Source organism: Clostridium sp. MCC328 (assembly GCF_018785465.1).
GTDB lineage: Bacteria > Bacillota > Clostridia > Lachnospirales > Lachnospiraceae > Pilosibacter > Pilosibacter fragilis.
Genome location: NZ_WQPW01000037.1, coordinates 1 through 19,391, shown reverse-complemented (window position 1 = coordinate 19,391; position 19,391 = coordinate 1). Strand labels below are relative to the sequence as shown.

Annotated in this window: 17 protein-coding genes and 3 tRNA genes; 3 read left to right on the top strand and 17 right to left on the bottom strand. The window is 50.4% G+C overall.

Annotated elements, in window-relative coordinates:
• Nucleotides 1–5: 5 nt before the first annotated feature.
• Nucleotides 6–935: a carbamate kinase gene (arcC, locus tag GPK83_RS06750; protein WP_117513410.1), complete on the top strand. Its 930-nt coding sequence runs from the start codon at nt 6–8 to the stop codon at nt 933–935.
• A gap of 362 nt (nt 936–1,297) precedes the next feature.
• On the opposite strand, the gene GPK83_RS06745 is transcribed toward arcC, so the two are convergent.
• The 10 genes from GPK83_RS06745 to GPK83_RS06700 all read right to left on the bottom strand — a co-directional run bounded on the left by GPK83_RS06745 (nt 1,298) and on the right by GPK83_RS06700 (nt 13,016).
• The gene (locus GPK83_RS06745) at nt 1,298–2,092 is read right to left on the bottom strand and encodes an RnfABCDGE type electron transport complex subunit B (protein ID WP_117484145.1); all 795 of its coding nucleotides are present in this window, start codon (nt 2,090–2,092) and stop codon (nt 1,298–1,300) included.
• Nucleotides 2,093–2,105: 13 nt separating this feature from the next.
• On the bottom strand, nt 2,106–2,681 hold the full coding sequence (gene rsxA, locus GPK83_RS06740; protein WP_015554658.1) for an electron transport complex subunit RsxA: 576 nt from the start codon (nt 2,679–2,681) through the stop codon (nt 2,106–2,108).
• Nucleotides 2,682–2,696: 15 nt separating this feature from the next.
• Nucleotides 2,697–3,530 (bottom strand): electron transport complex subunit E, encoded by an 834-nt coding sequence (locus GPK83_RS06735; protein WP_117484144.1) that lies wholly within the window; start codon nt 3,528–3,530, stop codon nt 2,697–2,699.
• Between the two features lie 13 nt (nt 3,531–3,543).
• Complete coding sequence (locus GPK83_RS06730) at nt 3,544–4,161, bottom strand: RnfABCDGE type electron transport complex subunit G (protein WP_015554660.1); 618 nt, start codon at nt 4,159–4,161, stop codon at nt 3,544–3,546.
• Complete coding sequence (locus tag GPK83_RS06725) at nt 4,148–5,092, bottom strand: RnfABCDGE type electron transport complex subunit D (protein ID WP_015554661.1); 945 nt, start codon at nt 5,090–5,092, stop codon at nt 4,148–4,150. Before GPK83_RS06725 ends, GPK83_RS06730 begins: the two co-directional genes overlap by 14 nt.
• Nucleotides 5,093–5,104: 12 nt before the next feature.
• Nucleotides 5,105–6,433, bottom strand: a complete 1,329-nt coding sequence (gene rsxC, locus GPK83_RS06720) for an electron transport complex subunit RsxC (RefSeq protein WP_215704341.1) — start codon at nt 6,431–6,433, stop codon at nt 5,105–5,107.
• A 364-nt stretch (nt 6,434–6,797) separates the two neighbouring features.
• Nucleotides 6,798–8,678, bottom strand: a complete 1,881-nt coding sequence (locus GPK83_RS06715) for an ABC transporter ATP-binding protein (RefSeq protein WP_215704340.1) — start codon at nt 8,676–8,678, stop codon at nt 6,798–6,800.
• Entirely contained in the window at nt 8,675–10,435 is a 1,761-nt protein-coding gene (locus GPK83_RS06710; RefSeq protein ID WP_215704339.1) for an ABC transporter ATP-binding protein, read from the bottom strand. Before GPK83_RS06710 ends, GPK83_RS06715 begins: the two co-directional genes overlap by 4 nt.
• 58 nt (nt 10,436–10,493) lie before the next feature.
• Complete coding sequence (locus GPK83_RS06705) at nt 10,494–11,843, bottom strand: MATE family efflux transporter (RefSeq protein WP_215704338.1); 1,350 nt, start codon at nt 11,841–11,843, stop codon at nt 10,494–10,496.
• Between the two features lie 201 nt (nt 11,844–12,044).
• On the bottom strand, nt 12,045–13,016 hold the full coding sequence (locus tag GPK83_RS06700; RefSeq protein ID WP_015554666.1) for a DUF4397 domain-containing protein: 972 nt from the start codon (nt 13,014–13,016) through the stop codon (nt 12,045–12,047).
• 226 nt (nt 13,017–13,242) lie between these two features.
• Here GPK83_RS06700 and GPK83_RS06695 point away from each other — a divergent pair.
• A tRNA-Thr gene (locus GPK83_RS06695) sits at nt 13,243–13,315 on the top strand.
• Between the two features lie 260 nt (nt 13,316–13,575).
• Here GPK83_RS06695 and rlmB read toward each other — a convergent pair.
• The 5 genes from rlmB to GPK83_RS06670 all read right to left on the bottom strand — a co-directional run bounded on the left by rlmB (nt 13,576) and on the right by GPK83_RS06670 (nt 17,787).
• The gene (rlmB, locus tag GPK83_RS06690) at nt 13,576–14,322 is read right to left on the bottom strand and encodes a 23S rRNA (guanosine(2251)-2'-O)-methyltransferase RlmB (RefSeq protein WP_015554667.1); all 747 of its coding nucleotides are present in this window, start codon (nt 14,320–14,322) and stop codon (nt 13,576–13,578) included.
• Nucleotides 14,312–14,788 (bottom strand): ribonuclease III domain-containing protein, encoded by a 477-nt coding sequence (locus tag GPK83_RS06685; protein WP_215704337.1) that lies wholly within the window; start codon nt 14,786–14,788, stop codon nt 14,312–14,314. Before GPK83_RS06685 ends, rlmB begins: the two co-directional genes overlap by 11 nt.
• Nucleotides 14,773–16,182, bottom strand: coding sequence for a cysteine--tRNA ligase (cysS, locus tag GPK83_RS06680; protein WP_015554669.1), 1,410 nt, complete (start codon nt 16,180–16,182; stop codon nt 14,773–14,775). The genes GPK83_RS06685 and cysS overlap by 16 nt, the downstream gene beginning before the upstream one ends.
• Nucleotides 16,183–16,291: 109 nt before the next feature.
• On the bottom strand, nt 16,292–16,843 hold the full coding sequence (ispF, locus tag GPK83_RS06675) for a 2-C-methyl-D-erythritol 2,4-cyclodiphosphate synthase (RefSeq protein WP_015554670.1): 552 nt from the start codon (nt 16,841–16,843) through the stop codon (nt 16,292–16,294).
• A 20-nt stretch (nt 16,844–16,863) separates the two neighbouring features.
• A complete protein-coding gene (locus tag GPK83_RS06670; RefSeq protein ID WP_215704336.1) occupies nt 16,864–17,787 on the bottom strand; it encodes a diacylglycerol kinase family protein in 924 nt (307 codons plus the stop codon).
• Between the two features lie 388 nt (nt 17,788–18,175).
• Here GPK83_RS06670 and GPK83_RS06665 point away from each other — a divergent pair, with 388 nt between their 5' ends.
• Nucleotides 18,176–19,087, top strand: a complete 912-nt coding sequence (locus GPK83_RS06665) for a hypothetical protein (RefSeq protein ID WP_215704335.1) — start codon at nt 18,176–18,178, stop codon at nt 19,085–19,087.
• A gap of 150 nt (nt 19,088–19,237) precedes the next feature.
• Here the strand turns inward: GPK83_RS06665 and GPK83_RS06660 are convergent.
• Nucleotides 19,238–19,311, bottom strand: a tRNA-Met gene (locus GPK83_RS06660).
• Between the two features lie 4 nt (nt 19,312–19,315).
• A tRNA-Met gene (locus tag GPK83_RS06655) sits at nt 19,316–19,389 on the bottom strand.
• Nucleotides 19,390–19,391 lie beyond the last annotated feature (2 nt).

The window sequence follows — 19,391 nt, the reverse complement described above, 5'->3', positions numbered from 1 at the left end:
TCGATATGGCAAAGAAAAGACTTGTTTTAGCACTTGGACATGACGCTCTCGGAACGAACCTTCCGGAGCAGAAGACAGCCGTTACAAAAACAGCGAAAGCCATCGCTGATTTTATTCAGGACGGCTGGCAGGTTGTGATCACCCACGGAAACACTCCGCAGCTCGGCATGATCCACACCGCGTTAAATGAATTTGCGAAAAATCATGAAGGTTACACTCCGGCTCCGATGTCCGTCTGCTCCGCAATGAGCCAGGGATATATCGGCTACGATCTCCAGAACGCTCTCCGCTCCGAGCTTATCAAACGCGGCATTTACAAAGCTGTATCTACGATCTTAACACAGGTTACAGTTGACCCGTACGATGAGTCCTCCTACACTCCGATGAAGGTGGTTGGACGTGTGATGAACGCCGAGGAGGCAAAAGAGGAAGAGGCAAAGGGTAACTTCGTTGTGAAGGAAGGCGACGGCTACCGCCGTATCGTTGCGGCTCCGAAGCCGGTCGCAATCGTTGAGATCGACGCGATCCGCGCTCTCGCGGATGCTGACCAGCCGGTGATCGCTGCAGGCGGCGGCGGAATCCCGGTTATGGAACAGGGCTCCCACTTAAAGGGTGCCAGCGCTGTGATCGAGAAAGACCGCGCAGCCGGACTTCTCGCGAAGGAGCTTGACGCTGATGTCCTGATGTTCATCACAGGTGTTCCGAATGTCGTATTGAACTACGGCAGTGACCATCCGATCAACATCGATAAGATGACAACGGCTGACGCAGCCCGCTATGCCGGGGAAGGCCACTTTAAGACAGGTTCCATGCTGCCGAAGGTTGAAAGCTCCATCGACTTCATCAACGCAGGAAAAGGACGACGCGCGATCATCACTTCCCTTGACGGTGCAAAGAGTGCTTTAGCAGGTAAAGGCGGCACGACGATCCAGTAGGCAATACATTCTGATTTGACTCAGGTCAATCTTATTTAAATCTGGAACAAACAAGAATATGATCCCAGGGAGTTCTATACAGGAACTTCTCTGGGATCTTTTTTCAACTAATCTTCTCCCAACTGTTCTAATCATCCAAATCTCTTTAGTGAAAATAATAAAGAATGCACCTTGGCGTATTCTCGTGCCTCGCGCGGTCGCTTGCGACAATCTGCATCTTCGCGCGAGTATGTATCATTCTCACGTTAGTGCCTTTTGTGTAATAGGAAATTCCTTGTAATCTCCTATTACACAAAAAAGACCCGCCAGAAAGCATTTCTGCCTTCCGCGGGTCTTTCTTTTTTCTACAAGTTGTTATCCAATCAGATAATAACATGGGCCGGGCACTTCGCCGCGCACTTGCCGCAGCCGGTACACTTTGTGTAATCGATCACAGCAACGTTGTTATCCATATGGATCGCATCGAACTCACACTGCTTTGTGCAGAGTGTACATCCGATACAGCCTGCCTCGCAGACCTTCTTGACAGCCGGTCCTTTGTCGTGGGAGCTGCACTGTACGAGGTGGTTTGCCTTGTACGGAACAAGCTCGATCAGGTGACGCGGACAAGCCTCCGCACACTTACCACAGGCAACACACTTCTCCTTGTCGACAACGGCAACACCGTTTACAACATGGATCGCGTCAAACTGACATGCCTTTACACAGCTTCCGGAACCGAGACATCCGTAGTTACAGCCCTTGGAGCCGCCGCCCGGAACTGCATCTGCGATCTTGTGACAGTCGTCAATACCATAATAGTTGTATTTCACGGTTGCCTTATCGCAGGTACCTTTACATTTTACAAATGCAACCTTCTTCTCAGCGGAACCAGCCTCAACGCCCATGATCGCAGCGATCTTTTCTCCTACCGGAGCGCCGCCGACCGGACACTGGTCAACCTTTGCCTTGCCCTCTGCAATTGCTTTTGCAAGAGCGTCACAGCCTGCGTAACCGCAGCCGCCGCAGTTGTTGCCCGGAAGCTCTGCACGAACCAGAATTTCCTTCTCGTCTACTTCTACTTTAAACTTCTCGCTGGCGATTCCAAGGAGTACGCCGATGACGATACCGACGATACCGACAACCGCAGCAGCGATGATAATGCCTGTCATGTTCATCTCTCGTTCCTCCTTAAATCATTCCGGAAAATCCGAAGAGAGCGATCGACATTAAGCTTGCTGTGATCAGGACGATCGGGGATCCCTGAAAAGCGTGCGGCACATCATTGTGCTCGATCTTCTCACGGATACCTGCAAGCAGGACGATGGCGATCAGGAATCCAACGGAAATACCGATACCGTTTACGACACTCTGAATGAAGTTGTAGGCCTTCTGTACGTTTGTCAGCGCAACACCGAGAACCGCACAGTTTGTTGTAATTAACGGAAGGTATACGCCGAGTGCCTCATAAAGGCTTACCATGTTCTTCTTTAAGAACATCTCAACGAACTGAACCAGAGCCGCGATTACAAGGATAAATACGATCGTCTGTAAATACTCGATATGGAGCTTTACGAGAACGAAATCATAAACAAGGCTTGTGCAGGCAGATGCGATCGTAATAACGAATACGACTGCAGCGCCCATACCAGCTGCTGTCTCTGTTTTCTTGGATACACCAAGGAACGGGCAAAGACCGAGGAACTGGCTTAAAACAACGTTATTCACCAGGGCAGAACCGATGGCGATCAATAAAAGTTCTTTCATTTCTCCATTTCCTCCTTAATTTTCTTTGCCGGCGTCTGCTGCTTCAGTCTTAGCTGCCTCTGCCGCTTTTGCAGCCTCAGCTGCCTTCTTAGCTGCGAGAGCCTTCTCTGCTGCTGCCTTCTTTGCTGCCGCTGCGGCTGCTGCTTCCTCTGCCTTCTTCTCAGCAAGAGCAGCATGGTTTGTCATGCTGACACAGCCTGCACAGCTTGCACAGTTACCGCCGCATACAAGGTCAGACTTCGGTGCGTCACCGTTGGTCGCGCATGGAAGACGGAGCTTGTTCTGGATCGCGGAAAGCATAGCCAGAGTGAACAGAGCACCCGGTGCAAGGATGATGATGGAAATGTGGTAAGCTTCCGGAATGATGGTGTGTCCGAAGATCGCACCTGCACCGAAGAACTCACGGCACATACCGATGACGGTAAGGGAAAGGGAGAATCCAAGTCCCATACCAAGACCATCGAAGAAAGATTCAACCGGACCGTTCTTGCAGGCATATGCCTCTGCACGGCCAAGGATGATACAGTTAACAACGATAAGCGGGATATAAATACCCAGGGATGCATACAGGGACGGAACGTAGCCCTGCATTAAGAGCTGTACGACTGTAACCAGGCTGGCTACGACTACGATGAATGCCGGAATACGGACTCTGTCCGGAATGATCTTACGCAGTGCGGAGATCAGCAGGTTGGAAAACATCAGTACGGCTGTTGTGGAAAGTCCCATGCCGAGACCGTTGATGGCGGATGTTGTCGTCGCAAGAGTCGGACACATACCTAACATCAGGATGAAGGTTGGGTTTTCCTTGATAATACCGTTATATAAACGTTCTACGCATTTATTCATGAATGCCCACCTCCTAGTTTAAGCAGTTATGCAGGTAGTATAAAGCTGCATTGACTGCGTTTGTTGTAGCGTTTGATGTGATGGTGGCACCACTGATGGCATTGATCTCAGTGTCAGACGCAGAACCGGATTTTGTTACGCTTAAGCTCTCGCAGTTCTTGCCAACGTACTGATTTCTGTAGTCATCATCTTTTGCCTTTAAGCCAAGACCAGGAGTATCACTTGTCTCACGGATACCAACACCTGTGATAGTGCCGTCTGCATCAAAGCCGATGGAGAGCTTGACAGCTCCGCCGTAGGAGTCGTTGGACAGGGAGTTGATCACATGTCCTACTACTTCACCGCTTGCGTCCTTTGCCTCGAGAACGGACTCGATCGCAACGCCGCCGAAGCCGAGGTTTGCGATCTCATCAGCTGTCTCAGCGATCTTTTCTGTGGAACCTTCCACATCATCGAAGCTCTCTGCCTCCGGAAGGACCTGTTTATAAGTTGCGTTGTTGGCTGCGATGGTAGCCGCCTCGATCGGAGCTTTTGTCACATCATAGACAACACCGAGACATAAACCGGAAACCAGGGTGATCGCAAAAAGGATCAGGGCATCTTTCATAAATCCAGACTTACTTGCTGCCATTTTTCTTACCCCCTTTTCCGAATGCTGTCGGGAGAGTTACCTTCTCAATCAACGGAACAAGCATGTTGCAGAAGATAATTGCGTAGGAAACGCCCTCTGCACCGCTTCCGAAGATACGGAACAGTCCTGTTAAAATACCAAGGCAGATACCGAATACGATCTGTCCTTTTGCAGTGATCGGGCTTGTTACATAGTCGGTAGCCATGAAGAATGCACCGAAGATCAGTCCGCCGCCGCAAACCTCTGCGAGCACGTAGTTAATATTGTGCTGGCCGAAGATAAATGCGAATACTGCGAAGGAAAGGATGTATGCTGCCGGGATGCGGATCGTAATTACTTTCTTAACGAGCAGGTAAGCTGCACCGATTAAAAGGGCAATTACGGAAACCTCACCGATGGTTCCCGGAATCTTACCAATGAACATAGCTGCAAGATCATATGTATCACCGGCTTTGATCGCCGCAAGAGGAGTTGCGCTCGCAACTGCGTCTGTTACCGGGTCTGTGAACTTTGTCATAGCCTGTGCAAAGGAGATCAGCATAAAGCATCTCGCTGCCAGAGCCGGGTTCATCCAGTTCTGACCAAGTCCGCCGTAAAGCTGTTTTACGACGATGATTGCGAATACACCGCCAAGGATCGGCATCCATAACGGAATTGCCGGCGGCATATTTAAGCCTAAGATCATACCTGTGACAAGGGCACTGCCGTCACTGATGGTAACCGGCTTGTGCATCAGTGTCTCAAAAAGGTACTCACTGAGTACACAGGAAAGAACCGTTGCAACAACAACGATAAGGGAATAGATACCGAACTGCATCACGCCCCAGATCGTAGCCGGAAGCATTGCGATCGCCACATCGTACATTAAGTTCTTTGTGGAAACACCGCAGCGTACGTGAGGGGATGATGATACGTTTAATAATTTACTCATTTGTCACACCTCCTACGCTTTCTTTCTTCTGGCTGCCATGACAGCTTTACGCATCTCTTTGAATGCCTGTGTCAGCGGTCTGTGGGCAGGGCAGATGAAAGTACAGGAGCCGCATTCGCAGCACTCCATACCATTTAATTTTTCGAACAGGGCAAGATCATTTCTTTCTGCTGCCGCCATCATCATCTGCGGAACAACATGACCTGGACATACCTCGATACAGCGTCCACAACGGATACACGGAGATTCCGGATTTGCTGCAACCGGATCTTTTGTGAAGCAGGTCAGGGCAGAGGAGTTCTTCATAACCGGAATGTCCAGAGAGAATAATGCCTGTCCCATCATAGGACCACCGGAGATCATCTTCTCCGGCTCTTCCTTAAAGCCGCCTGCAGCTTCAAGGATCTCGCGGTAGCACATGCCAAGCGGAACCTGGAAGTTCTGCGGGTTTTTAACCGCATCACCGGTAACCGTGATGATCTTACGAATTAACGGTGTGCTCTCGCAGACAGCGTTATAAATAGAAATAACAGTGTCTACGTTATCTACGATACATCCTGCATCCGCCGGAAGCATCGTGGAGTTGATCTCGCGTCCGCCTGTAACCGCATAGATCAGGAAACGCTCGCCGCCCTGCGGATACTTTGTCTTTAACGGACATACCGTGATCTTGGGCTCGTCTTTTACGAGACCTTCCAGAAGCTTGATCGCCTCCGGCTTGTTCTCCTCGATTCCGATCACGCCTTTCGCGTTCGGGAACATGCTTAACATGACTTTGATGCCGCCGATCAGTCTCTCCGGCTGCTCCATCATCAGGCGATAGTCACTTGTCAGATACGGCTCACACTCAGCCGCGTTTACGATAATGTGATCGATCGCGTTGTCATCCTTCGGTGCAAGTTTTACGTTGGTCGGGAAACCTGCGCCGCCGAGACCTACGATACCGGCTTCTTTTACGATATTCCGGATCTCTTCCTTGGAAAGTTTTGTGTAATCGCGTTTTTCGCCAAAACCTTCGATTGCTGTGTACTCGTTATCGTTCTCAACGATAATGGACTGTACGATTGCTCCGTTCGCAACCAGACGCGGTTCGATTCCCTTTACTGTACCGGATACGGAACAGATAACATTTGCGGAAATGAAGCCGCCTGCTTCAGCGATCTTCTGGCCAACCAGAACCTTGTCACCCTTGGCAACAAGTGGTTTCGCCGGAGCACCGATATGCTGGGAGAGAGGATAAACCAGCTCACCCTTCGGCTGGATCACCTGAATCGGCTTATCTGCGGACAGTTCTTTTCCCTCATAAGGATGAACGCCGCCTATAAATGTGCTCAGACCCATTTAACAAACCTTCTTTCTATAAAATTTCATAGTACCCATCACCTCGTAGTATAGCATATTTGGAATTTTTCTACAATTAGAAATCGGTTAACTTTTTAACGGAAATGGCCGTTTTCGGCGTTTGTATCAAAAAAAGAACAAAAACAGACATCTGATTTCTTTAAAAAATGAAGTTTTTACCAACTAACTCCCGCTCTTTTCTGCTGTCTCTTATGGAATTGCTACAAAATTTGAAAAAGCCTGTCTGGGTGCGTATGATCGATACGCAGTGACTTTTTATGTAACAGGAAATCCCCCGGAATTTCCTGTTACATAAAAAACGGGCAGATTTCTTCATCTGCCCGTTTTTTCTTCTGCGATCGACCTAACTCAGCTCCGCTATTCCCGTATATAACTGGTAATAACGTCCTTTTTCTTTCAGGAGGTCTTCATGATCACCGCGCTCAATGATCTCTCCGTTCTCCAGAACCATGATGGCGTTGGCGTTCCGCACTGTGGAAAGACGGTGGGCGATCACGAAAGTGGTCCGCTCTGCCATCAGCGCATCCATGCCCTGCTCGATATGCTTTTCCGTTCTCGTATCGACGGAGCTCGTCGCTTCATCGAGGATCAGGATCGGTGCCCTGGATACCGCCGCTCTCGCGATATTAAGAAGCTGTCTCTGGCCCTGGCTCAAGTTCGCGCCGTCGCTCTCCAGAACCGTGTCATAGCCCTTGGGAAGCCGCATGATAAAGGAATGGGCAGATGCCATCTTCGCCGCCTGAATGACCTCTTCATCGGTGGCATCAAGCCTTCCGTAGCGGATATTCTCCATGACCGTCCCCGTAAACAGGTGGGTATCCTGAAGCACCATGGCGATGTGGCGGCGCAGCTCGTCCCGCTTAATATGGCAGATATCAACGCCGTCGATGGTGATGGTCCCGCTCTGGATATCGTAGAAGCGGTTGATGAGGTTCGTGATCGTCGTCTTCCCGGCTCCCGTGGAACCCACGAAGGCGATCTTCTGTCCCGGCTTTGCGTAAAGGCTGATATCCTTTAAGATGATCTTATCCGGGTTGTAACCGAAGGTCACATGATCTAATACCACTTCCCCGCTCATACCGTCCATGGACACTGCATCCTTATCATCCGCCGTCTCCGGCTCCTCATCCATTACGGAGAACACGCGCTCCGCTCCGGCGAGGGCTGAGAACACGTTGGAAACCTGCATGGAGATCTCGTTGATCGGTCTCGAGAACTGTCTTGAAAAATTCAGGAATACCGTGAGCCCGCCGACATCGAAGTTTTTCACCACGCAGAGGATCCCGCCGATGCACGCCGTCAGGGAATAGTTTACCTGACTTAAGTTGTTCATCACAGGTCCCATCATGCCCCCAAGAAATTGGGCGCGGATCTGTTTTTCGCGGAGATCCCTGTTTAATATATCAAATTCTTCCTCCGCGATCTCCTCATGGCAGAAGACTTTTACTACCTTCTGTCCGGTGATGGTTTCCTCGATGTATCCGTTTAAAGCACCGAGAGCCGACTGCTGGGCGCTGAAGTATTTCTGACTCCGCTTTGCGACCTCTCCGCCGGCCCGCAGCATGAGCGGGATCATGATCAGGGTCACGACTGTCAGCCAGATGTTCGTGTAGAGCATGAGGAACAGGGTCCCGATGATGCTTAAGGTTCCGGAAAAGAGCTGCACAAGAGTACTGCTCAGCATATTTCCGATGGTGTCCACGTCGTTTGTGAAGCGGCTCATCAGATCCCCGTTGGAATTTGTATCATAAAATCTCACCGGAAGCTTCTGCATCTTTGTAAAGAGGTCTGTCCGGATCCGCACAAGGGCGCTCTGGGCAACCTCTAACATCAGTCTTGACTGGAGATAATTTGCGATAACTCCCAGAAGATAGACGCACGCCATTATGGTCAGTCCTTTAAAAAGTCCCGCCACATTTCCGGGACTTCCGTCCGGCGGTGCGATAAAGCGGTTGATGATCGGGCGCAGCAGATAGGAACCGGTCAGTGTCGCCACCGTGTTTACAATGACGCAGAAAAATGCGATCCCCATCCGGAGCCTGTCCGCTTCCAGATAGGACATCAGGCGCTTTAAGGCCGCTCCTGTGCTTTTTGGGCGTCCTCCGCCTCTGGGAGCACCCGGTCCCGGTCCTCTTCCCATTCCTCTCCTTTTCGGTGCGGCTGCCACGCGTCCGGCATATCGTTTTTTCAGACTCGCTTCGCGGTCTGCTCTCGTGACGCTCATACTGCCGCCTCCTCTCCTGCCCCAATGGACTGATTTCCGATCTGGGTCGTATAGATCTCACTGTATGTCTCACAGGTCTTTAAAAGTTCCTCGTGGGTTCCATGACCGATGATCTTTCCGTCCTCCAGTACCAGAATCTGGTCCGCCTCCTGAACGGAGGAGATCCTCTGGGCGATGATGATCTTTGTGGTATCCTTGAGATCATGATAGAGACTCTCCCGGATCTTCGCCTCCGTCGCCGTGTCAACAGCACTGGTGGAGTCATCCAGGATCAGGATCTTCGGGCGCTTTAAAAGTGCTCTCGCAATACAGAGACGCTGCTTCTGACCTCCTGAGACGTTGACACCGCCCTGTCCCATCTCGGTATCATATCCGTTTTTGAAGTTCTTAACGAAGGGATCTGCCTGGGCGCTCTCCGAGAACCGGATCACATCCTCCATCGGCGCGTCCTCATTTCCCCATCGAAGATTTTCCTCGATCGTTCCCGAAAAGAGGATATTTTTCTGGAGGACCATGCCGACGCCCTCACGCAGGTGTTTTAAAGAGTACTCTTTGACGTTCACGCCGTCGACAAGTACTTCGCCTCCGGTCACGTCATAGAGTCTCGGAATCAGCTGCACGAGAGAGGTCTTTCCGCTTCCCGTGGAGCCGATGATCCCGATCGTCTGTCCCGGTTCTGCCGTAAAGGAGATCCCTTCCAGAACGAGATCCTTTCTCCCGTTCTCTCCGCTGTAGCCAAAGCTTACATTCTTAAACTCCACGCGGCCTTCCGTGACTTTTTTATCCTTATTTTTCGCGTTGTCATCATTTAAGTTGATCTCCGTGTCGAAGATCTCATTGATCCGCTTCATGGACGCGCTGGCGCGGGAGCTCTGTAAGAATACCATGGAAAGCATCATGAGGGACATCAAGATCTGCACGATATACGTTGTAAACGCAGTGAGATCACCCACCGGCATCTTTCCGGCAATGATGATATTTCCGCCGTACCAGACGACAGCCAGTGTCGTCACGTTCATGGCGAACATCATCACCGGCATCGTAGTGATCACGATCCGGAGCGCCCGGAGACTGCTCTCCTTTAAGTCGCGGTTCAGTCTGCTGAATTTTTCGATCTCATGAGCCTCCCGGACAAAGGATTTGACCACGCGGACATTCGTCAGGGATTCCTGAATCCCGGAATTCAAACGGTCCAGTCTCCTCTGCATCTCCCCAAAACGCGGGAATGCAGTCTTTAAGATCAGAATGATCGCCGCGAGAAGAAGCGGGATCACGATGAGGATGATGACCGCAAGCTGACGGTTCATCATAAACGCCATGATCAGGGCGCCGAGAAACATTCCGGGCGCCCTAAGCGCCATGCGTAGACCCATCATCAGGACGTTCTGAACCTGCTGGACATCGTTCGTGAGCCTCGTGACGAGAGAACCGGTGCTGTAGCCGTCGATGTTCTCAAAGGAGAACTGCTGAACCTTTCTGAAGAGGTCGTTTCTCATGTCACTGGTAAAGGAGATGGACGCCTTTGCGGAAAAATAAGCGCCGAGGATCCCGCCCACCGCCATAAAGAGGACGGTCAGTACCATCAGGGCCCCCATCTTTCCGATATAGGCGAGATTCCGGTCCGCAACGCCGTTGTTGATGATCATGGACATAAATTTCGGGAGCATGACCTCTCCCGCCACCTCGGTGAGCATCATCAGCGGACCGATCACGAAGGCACTGAGATACGGGGTGATGTATTTTTTGTATCGTTTCAATTCTGTCGTTTCCTTTCTGGTCAGATCTGCATTCGTTGGATTCTTCCGGTGCTGTTTATCACGCGTCTTCCTTCGGGAATTTTCTCCTTACAATATAGAAGCAGATCATATGGGCCGTCGCCGTGACGATCCAGGTAAACGGATAGGACAAGTATAACACCGTCAGGTTATGGTATACCTGAAACACTGTAAAGATCCAGACGATCCGGAGCCCGCACGCTCCCAGAAGAGAGACGCACATCGGCATGACGGAGTATCCGAGGCCGCGGATGCTGCCCACCATCGTATCCATGATCCCGCAGAGGAAATATGTCGTTCCAAAAACCGCAAGTCTTCTCATTCCGTATACCATGACCTCCGGGTCTGAGGAATAGATCCTGATCAGGGCATGTCCGCAAAGATAAGCTGGGATTCCCATTCCAAGTGCCACTGCCGTCACAACGCCGAGACAGGTAACCATAATCCGGTTGATCCTCGAATACTTTTTGCCGCCGAAGTTCTGGCTCGTGAAGCTTAAGTTTGCCTGATAAACCGCATTCATGGCGTTATAGATGAATCCCTCAATATTCTGGGATGTCGTATTTCCCGCCATCGCGACAGAACCGAAGGAATTGACAGAGGACTGGATCAGAACATTGGAAATAGAGAATACTGCGCCCTGCATCCCCGCCGGAAGGCCTACCTGAATGATCTGGCGGAATTTTGAGCGGTGGATCTTCAGAGCTTTTAAATGAAGCTTCAGACTGCCCTCACTCTCCATCAGGCAAAGGATCACCAGACACGCCGAAATCGCCTGAGAGATCGCGGTCGCCAGAGCAACTCCCGCCACATCCATCTGGAACATGATCACAAAAAAGAGGTTTAAGACCACATTGATCACGCCCGCCGCCGTAAGGAAATACAGCGGGCGTTTCGTGTCTCCCACCGCGCGGAGGATCGCGCTTCCGAAGTTGTAGATCATATTCGCAGGCATGCCGATAAAGATGATCCGCATATAGATCGTAGATTTATCGATCACATCGTCCGGGGTTCCCATGAGTTCCAGCATTGGTCGTGAGAGTAGCTGGCCCATGACGATCAGGAAAAGGCCGCTGACGATACTGAGCGCCATGGCCGTATGGATCGTATCCTGCACGTCTTTTTCCCGCTTTGCTCCGTAATATCTTGCCACGATAACATTGACACCCACGGACAGTCCGATAAAGATATTGATCATCAGGTTAATAAGAGCCGTGGTGGAACCCACCGCCGCCAGAGACTGGCTACCCGCGAAACGTCCCACAACGATCACATCCGCAGCGTTGAACAGAAGCTGCAGGATTCCGGAAAAGATCAGCGGAATCGTAAATGTGAGCAGTTTTCCAAGGATCGGGCCGCTGCACATGTCCATTTCGTAATTTTTCTTCATAATACTCCTTTTTCCCGTATCTGTATTTTCTTTCCGGCAGCATCCGGAAAGAAAAGCAGACTGGCATTTCCCGCCCCTGTCCGTCTGCTCATTCTATCCACGGCTGCTCCCGGTGCCGGAATGCGTCAGGCACATTCCTTTTATCTGTTACGCAGATTATAGACGATTTTTACAAATAATGCAATCCTGCCGCAACATGCTTCAGTCCTCGAGGACATACGCCCGGAAGAGACCGGACCACGGATTTCCGATAATATAGCAGGTGTAGGCTCTTCCAGCGCGGACGTTGACGTTGAAGGTGAGCAGCGGATTCGACACGGTGCAGGTCGGACAGGAAACGCCGACGATGGAAGAAAGGACAAGGACCGGAAGCTCGCCTAAGGCCGAAACTGCATACTGGGAACCTGTCACAAAGAAGGTATAGGTTCCGCTGGATGTCTGTTTATAGCTCGTCACTTCCTTGTATCCGACCCCCGCAAATGCTGTCTGGTTGTTGAAAGTCCGCACATCGTAGCTGGATCCCGCGTAGGACATGTTCGCGACGCGGAGGCAGCCGTAACCTGCCGGAACGTTCGTGCAGCCCATGTCAGAGACACGGGTCAGGGACACTCCGGATACCGTGTCTAAGATCACCATCGTGAGTCTCTCACCGGACACAAAGGCAATCGTCTGCTGATAATAGATCTGACCGTTGGTCCTGCGCACAGTGACAGTGTGGAATCCGTCCGTCACGCGGATATAAGAAGAGATCGTGGCAAATTCGGAACCGGAAAAGATATTCCGGCCATCGATATAGACATCCAGCGTACGGCCTGATGTGCTGGCATTTAAAAACCGGACTCTGCTGTAGTAATTCCCTCCTGAGACCGTCGGGTATGTGACTGGAAAAGAAATCGTCGGAAAGCCCGGGTGCCCGATGGTATTGTCGGGATAGACAGGGCGACCACCAGACGGCGCGACCGGTGTCGTCGGGATTCCAGCGAGATCGTCATCTCCGGGATAAACAGGTCTTCCGCCCGGTGAAGCGATAGGCGGCACAGGGATTCCCGCAAGATCATCGTCTCCCGGATAAACAAAAACTCCTCCTAATGGCTCGGCCGGTGTCTCCGGTACATTTGCGTCGTTCTTCCCTGCTACAACCTCCGCCGTATTCTCGCCCGACGGTTCCGGCATTGATGTTGGATTTTCTGGCATATTAACACCTCAATATCTTTTTTACTACAAAATATGAAAGCAGAACGGAAAGTGTTACCTGCATGTGTTTGAACCTCCATGAGCTTTCCGAGGAATTGATCTTTTTGTATGAAAAATTTATTCAAATTTTTTTGTTTTTATCGTTGACAAACCTGTTGATCCATGATACTATATTGAAGGTTCGAAAAACACAGCAAATGTGTTCGCTGCCTTGGCTCAGCTGGTAGAGCGTCGCCTTGGTAAGGCGGAGGTCGGCAGTTCAAATCTGCTAGGCAGCTTAAACCATGAGGCTTTCCGGGATATCCGGGAAGCCTTTTTTCGTGTGACAGGGAATTTCCTGTTGTACGAAAAGGTACGAACACGCCAGTGATGTACACACGCACAGGACGCCCTGACATGCCAGAGCAATTGTTTATTACAATTGAGAAGACTCCCGCCTCTTTCAGGCGGTGAGTACTTGTAGGAAATCCTTCGCGCACAAAAAAGACCCGGGAAGCTCCTCTCCACGGGTCTTTTTTCATAATCAAAATTTTAAATTCTACGCCTTCGCCAGTCTCTGTCTCACGATCTCATACGCGAGAACACCTGTCGCAACGGACGCGTTCAGGGAATCGATATCACCCTTCATTGGGATCGACGCGATCATATCGCATTTTTCTTTCACGAGACGGCTCACGCCCTCCCCCTCATTTCCGATCACAAGACCGATCGGTCCGGTGAGATTTAAACGGTACATACTCTCTCCGCCCATATCGGCGCAGACGAACCAGATGCCGCGTTTCTTTAAATCCTCGATGGTCGCCGCCATATTGGTGACCTTCGCGACCGGTGTATAGTTCAACGCGCCTGCGGAGGTTCTCGCAACCGTCGCGGTAAGTCCCACCGCGCGGCGTTTCGGAATGATCACTCCGTGAGCGCCCGCAAGGTTCGCGGTACGGATGATCGCTCCAAGGTTATGCGGATCCTCAATTCCGTCAAGCAGGAACAAAAACGGCGGTTCGCCCTTCTCTTCCGCGATTTTCAAAATATCTTCCACCTCCGCGTACTCGTAAGCAGCGGCATACGCCATCACGCCCTGATGGTGTCCTGTCTCGGACATGGAATCCAGACGTTCCTTCGGAACAAAGTTTACGATCGTGTCATGCTTTTTCGCCTCTCTCACGATCGTGCGCACCGGTCCGTCCTGACATCCGTCAAGGACAAACAGCCGGTCGATGGTCTTTCCGGAGCGGAACGCCTCCAAAACAGCGTTGCGCCCTTCAATCGTCAGTTCTTCATATCTCATCGGAGTTCTCCTCTTTTTGTTTTTCCGCATCGCCGGAGTCAGCTTTTCCGGTCTTTGTCATCGCCAGAGCCACAAGATCCACCATGCGTTCCGTTCTTCCGGACAGGTAAAGATATCCCATCAGAGCCTCAAAGCCTGTCGCCATCCGGTAATCCTTCATTGTTGCATTCTTGGCCATAGAGAAAGACTTCGCGTTTCTTCCCCGTTTGTAAACCGCATGCTCCTCCTCGGTGAGGTCATCCTCGATGGCCATCAGGAATTCCGCCTGGGCTGCAGCCTTCACAAGAGCTGAAGACTTCTTGTGAAGCTTATTCACCTGCATATTTCCCTCACTGACCACGATGGTACGGATCAGGATCTCGTAAACCGCGTCACCGAGATAGGCGAGCACAAGCGGAGAGTACTGGACTGCATCCGTATCCTTTAAGTGGAATTTTTCCTTTAAAAGCATTAAGCTCTCTTCCATTTTACGCCCTCTCTTGTGTCCTCGAGGACGATTCCCATGTCGAGAAGTTTTCCTCTGATCTCATCGGCAAGGGCAAAGTTCTTTGCCTTTCTCGCTGCCTGTCTCTGGGCGATCAGGTCCTCCACCTCAGAGTCAAGGACTTCCGCCTTCTTTTCTGTAATGATCCCCATTACGTCGCAGAGTCTCTGGATCTCATTCTTCATCCAGGAAACATACTCCTTTGTGCTTGCCCCGGAGACTGTGGAGTTGGAGAGTTTGATGAGCTCGAAGATCGCAGAGATCGCGTCCGCGGTGTTGAAATCATCATCCATCGCCGCCTCATACTTTGCGACAAGCTCCATTGCCTTCTTCTTGTTTTCCAGCTCTTCCTCTGTCATTGTGCCGTCGGCTGCCTTCGCCTCCGCCTCACGGAGCTTTTCCATACCGGTGAGGATTCTCTCAAGACCGTTCTTGGAGGCTTCCATTAAGTCCGCGCTGAAGTTTAACGGACTTCTGTAATGTGCGCTCAGCATAAAGAAACGGAGCACCTGAAGATCGTATTTTTCGCTGATCTCACGGACCGTAAAGAAGTTTCCGAGCGATTTTGACATCTTCTTATTATCGATATTTAAGAATGCGTTGTGCATCCAGTATTTCGCGAAGGGCTTTCCGTTTGCAGCCTCACTCTGGGCGATCTCGTTCTCATGATGCGGGAAAATTAAGTCCTCACCGCCTGCATGAATATCGATCTCGTCGCCGAGGTATCTCTTTGCCATAACGGAACACTCGATGTGCCAGCCCGGACGGCCCTCGCACCACGGGGACTCCCAGTACGGCTCACCCTCTTTTTTCGGTTTCCAGAGAACAAAGTCATTCGGGTCCTGCTTGCCCTCCTCACCGGTTACCTTGATCTCACGGAATCCGGACTGGAGATCGTCAAGATTCTTATGAGAAAGCTTTCCGTAATCTTTAAATTTCCGGACGCTGTAATAAACTGTTCCGTCAGCAGCCACATAGGCGTAACCTTTTTCGATCAGGGTGCTGATCATATTCAGCATGCCGCAGATCTCTTCTGTCGCCAGCGGGTTCTTTGTTGCCGGCTCGATATTCATGCCCTCCATATCCTTTTTGCACTCGGCAATGTAGCGCTTGGAGATCGTCTCTGCATCAACACCCTCCTCGATGGCTTTTTTGATGATCTTATCATCGACATCCGTGAAGTTGGATACATAATTTACATCGTATCCTTTATATTCAAAGTACCGTCTTACCGTATCAAATACGATCATCGGTCTCGCGTTTCCGATATGGATAAAGTTGTATACGGTCGGTCCGCACACATACATTTTTACTTTTCCCGGCTCCACCGGAACGAACTCTTCTTTTCTCTTTGTGAGTGTATTGTAGATCTTCATAACTTAAGCTCCTTCATATATCTTTCTGTCCGAATTTTTCTGCTATGCAGCTTTGCGCAATGCACTTTTACTATCATCAAAGTAAACAGGCGCTTACTTCCGCATTCATTTATTGCTGCTGTCTACAGCCCGGACAGCCCCCGCATCCGCTGGAAATGATTCCAACGCGGTCCTCCGGCGCGTAATCCGCCACCGAACTTAAAAGGGCGATCGCCTGAGCGGAGATCCCCTCTCCGGTACCGGTAAATCCAAGCCCTTCTTCCGTCGTCGCTTTCACACTTACCTGTTCTTTTTCGATCCCTAACGCCGCCGCGATATTTTCCGCCATCTGCGGGCGGTACGGCAAAAGCTTCGGCCTCTGGGCGATCACGGTGGAATCGATATTTTCGATCATATATCCGTTTTCCTGCAGGATCTTCCCGACTTCCTTTAAAAGCGCGATGCTGGAAATTCCTTTATATCTCTCGTCCGAATCCGGGAAGTGCTGGCCGATATCGCCGAGGGCGGCGGCCCCCAAAAGTGCGTCCATCACAGCATGAAGAAGGACATCCGCGTCAGAATGACCCAAAAGTCCTTTTTCATAGGGAATGTCCACGCCTCCAATAATCAGCTTTCTTCCTTCTACGAGACGATGCACATCATATCCCTGTCCGATTCTCATAGAATCTCCTCCTATATTTCTTATGAGCCGATCACGCGCATCCGTTTCGGGATGCAGCGCACCGCCAGATTCTCCTGACACATACAGCTCTCACCGTCCACGTGGACCGCCAACGGGCGCGCAAGGTGGATCTCCGCCTCGCTGCACTCAAAGACACGGATCCCCCGCTCTTTTCTCCGGACACCCATCACAAGGTCTCTTAAGATCGGGATCATCTTCGTCTTTCTCGCACTGTTTCCAACGTAAACGGTCAGTTTTCCGTCATCATTTAAAATCCCGCCGTTCTTCTTTTTCTTCTCTTCCCGGCGTACCATAAACGTGATGAAATATATATGATTAAACTCCACTTTCTGCGTCCCGTCAAGCAAAATATATCCTTTTGTCGGCTTTGCAAGAAAAAGTTGCTTTAATCCGATCCCAAAACGAAGGATTTTTGTCAGATGAAGCCTCGTCATCTGGTTTCTCACAGGGCAGCATAAGAGATTGTGGCACAGTGCCGCGTCGAGTCCGATCCCACAGCGTCCGGCAAATCTGCGGCTCACGATCTCCTCGTTTCCGAACGTGATAACGCCATAGTCCAGCATCCGGTAATATTTCGGGTGAAGGATCCGCCTCGCCTGACGGTCCACCTTCCAGAAAGACTGGAATCCCTTCGAGAGTGCATTCCGGAATCCCGCCGGGACATAGCCGAAGGTCAGGAGTCCCCTAAAGGAGACACCGTTTAAGACCTCATTGTAGGTACCTTCGCCGCCGACGATCACGATCACCTTCGCTTCATCCTTTTCCGCCGTCAGCACTCTCGCGATCTCCGCCGCATCCCCCTGATGTTCCGTAAAAAAGACACGGTATTCCTGACTGTTCATTTCCAGCTGATGTTCCAGTCGTTTCCAGATCCGGTATCCTCTTCCGGCACCGGCACCGGGATTTACGATAAACTGATACATAACGTCCTCCGAATCTTATATGTTCAGAATTTTCCGTGCAGCCATATGCATTCTGACCATGTCAGTGCCATATGGCATACGATATAGATTATAGTATATCACATAACCGCTAAAAAAAGGCTAAATTTTTTCTAAACTTCATGCAAGTGCACTGCGATACATTCCTGTTCATGCCATGCGCAGACAGCAGCTGATTTTGCCGATGCTTCGCATTCCAAATCAGCAAAATCCCTACCCGTGTACCGGGCACATCCGCGCCAAAACGTAAGAAAATAGTAAACATCTCTTTCTTGTCAGACAATATTGGGATCAATTATAATAAAAGCAGATACAAAGGGCAAAGATAATTGATTTTTATGAATCCAAGCTCTGAAAGGAGGTTCCTGGTATGAAAAAAAGAATGTATGTCGGGCTTTTCATGCTGCTGTTCTGCATGATCTTTGCAGTCACAGCACTTCCGATCACCGCGAAAGCTGATATGGGTCCAAAGCCCTCGGTGCGCATCCAGTTCAAAAATATGAGCGATGATCTGTGCTATGGCACGCTGCTTTCAAAGGAGAAATGTACAGGACCTGCACAAGTCTGGGACGGCACCGCCAGAAATGAGCAGCTCTATGATCTTGACCGGAACATCTGGAAAGCTTTTGTAGATTACAAGGATCCTGACGGATATTATTTCCTTCAGAGGGGCTGGACGGTAAGCGAAACCGGTGTGATCGCCTGGACCTATTATCCACCGGAGGATTTTAAGATCCTCCTGTATTATCCGGAAACCGGGACCTTTGTATCAAGCGGAAGCTATGAGCGTTATGCATTTGATACTTATTACACCGTTGACATGGAGGGCGTCCGGATCGGATCCGTGGAATACAATGAGGACCTGAGCACAAACGAGCGGATCAACGCGTATCGTTCCTATAATTATCGAATGGAGCTTTTATCGCTCGCGGTCCGTATCCTTCTTACGATCGCAATTGAAATGGTCGTCGGGCTGTTATTCGGCTTCCGGCAGAAAAAGCAGCTGCAGATCCTTGCGCTTGTAAATATCACGACGCAGCTTCTCTTAAATCTGCTTCTCAATATCATTCATTACAATGCCGGTCCGTTGGCCTTTATCACAAGCTATGTCTTTTTCGAGGTCATAGTCTTTGCGCTGGAGGCAGGTCTGTATTGCAGGTTTTTGAAGAGAGTGTCCCCCAAAAAGGAAAACGGTGACTTCGTTCTCTATTCGTTTATCGCGAATTCAGCATCATTCTGGGTCGGATATTATCTTGCGACAGTATTACCGGGAATCTTTTAAGTGAAAATCCAGACACCAACAGAGCCTTTCATATGTTTGCAGGAGCATTGCAGATGTTCTTTTCTGTTTGGTACAGCAGAAAATTTCAGAAAAATTATTATAATCGAAAAAGTCCCGGGAGTCTTCTCAGATTCCCGGGATTTTCAATCGTAGCGGAAGGGAGATTTGAACTCTCGACACCACGGGTATGAACCGTGTGCTCTAGCCAACTGAGCTATTCCGCCATAGTAGCGGAAGGGAGATTTGAACTCTCGACACCACGGGTATGAACCGTGTGCTCTAGCCAACTGAGCTATTCCGCCAT

Excerpts from the sequence above, each read along its gene's own strand:
- GPK83_RS06685 (WP_215704337.1), bottom strand. The coding sequence starts at position 14,788 with ATGGAAGAGAGCTTAATGCTTTTAAAGGAAAAATTCCACTTAAAGGAT.
- cysS (WP_015554669.1), bottom strand. The coding sequence starts at position 16,182 with ATGAAGATCTACAATACACTCACAAAGAGAAAAGAAGAGTTCGTTCCG.
- GPK83_RS06730 (WP_015554660.1), bottom strand. The coding sequence starts at position 4,161 with ATGGCAGCAAGTAAGTCTGGATTTATGAAAGATGCCCTGATCCTTTTT.
- rlmB (WP_015554667.1), bottom strand. The coding sequence starts at position 14,322 with ATGAGATATGAAGAACTGACGATTGAAGGGCGCAACGCTGTTTTGGAG.
- GPK83_RS06670 (WP_215704336.1), bottom strand. The coding sequence starts at position 17,787 with ATGTATCAGTTTATCGTAAATCCCGGTGCCGGTGCCGGAAGAGGATAC.
- GPK83_RS06665 (WP_215704335.1), top strand. The coding sequence starts at position 18,176 with ATGAAAAAAAGAATGTATGTCGGGCTTTTCATGCTGCTGTTCTGCATG.
- rsxC (WP_215704341.1), bottom strand. The coding sequence starts at position 6,433 with ATGGGTCTGAGCACATTTATAGGCGGCGTTCATCCTTATGAGGGAAAA.
- GPK83_RS06715 (WP_215704340.1), bottom strand. The coding sequence starts at position 8,678 with ATGAGCGTCACGAGAGCAGACCGCGAAGCGAGTCTGAAAAAACGATAT.
- GPK83_RS06705 (WP_215704338.1), bottom strand. The coding sequence starts at position 11,843 with ATGAAGAAAAATTACGAAATGGACATGTGCAGCGGCCCGATCCTTGGA.
- arcC (WP_117513410.1), top strand. The coding sequence starts at position 6 with ATGGCAAAGAAAAGACTTGTTTTAGCACTTGGACATGACGCTCTCGGA.
- GPK83_RS06700 (WP_015554666.1), bottom strand. The coding sequence starts at position 13,016 with ATGCCGGAACCGTCGGGCGAGAATACGGCGGAGGTTGTAGCAGGGAAG.
- GPK83_RS06725 (WP_015554661.1), bottom strand. The coding sequence starts at position 5,092 with ATGAGTAAATTATTAAACGTATCATCATCCCCTCACGTACGCTGCGGT.
- ispF (WP_015554670.1), bottom strand. The coding sequence starts at position 16,843 with ATGAGAATCGGACAGGGATATGATGTGCATCGTCTCGTAGAAGGAAGA.
- GPK83_RS06735 (WP_117484144.1), bottom strand. The coding sequence starts at position 3,530 with ATGAATAAATGCGTAGAACGTTTATATAACGGTATTATCAAGGAAAAC.
- rsxA (WP_015554658.1), bottom strand. The coding sequence starts at position 2,681 with ATGAAAGAACTTTTATTGATCGCCATCGGTTCTGCCCTGGTGAATAAC.
- GPK83_RS06745 (WP_117484145.1), bottom strand. The coding sequence starts at position 2,092 with ATGAACATGACAGGCATTATCATCGCTGCTGCGGTTGTCGGTATCGTC.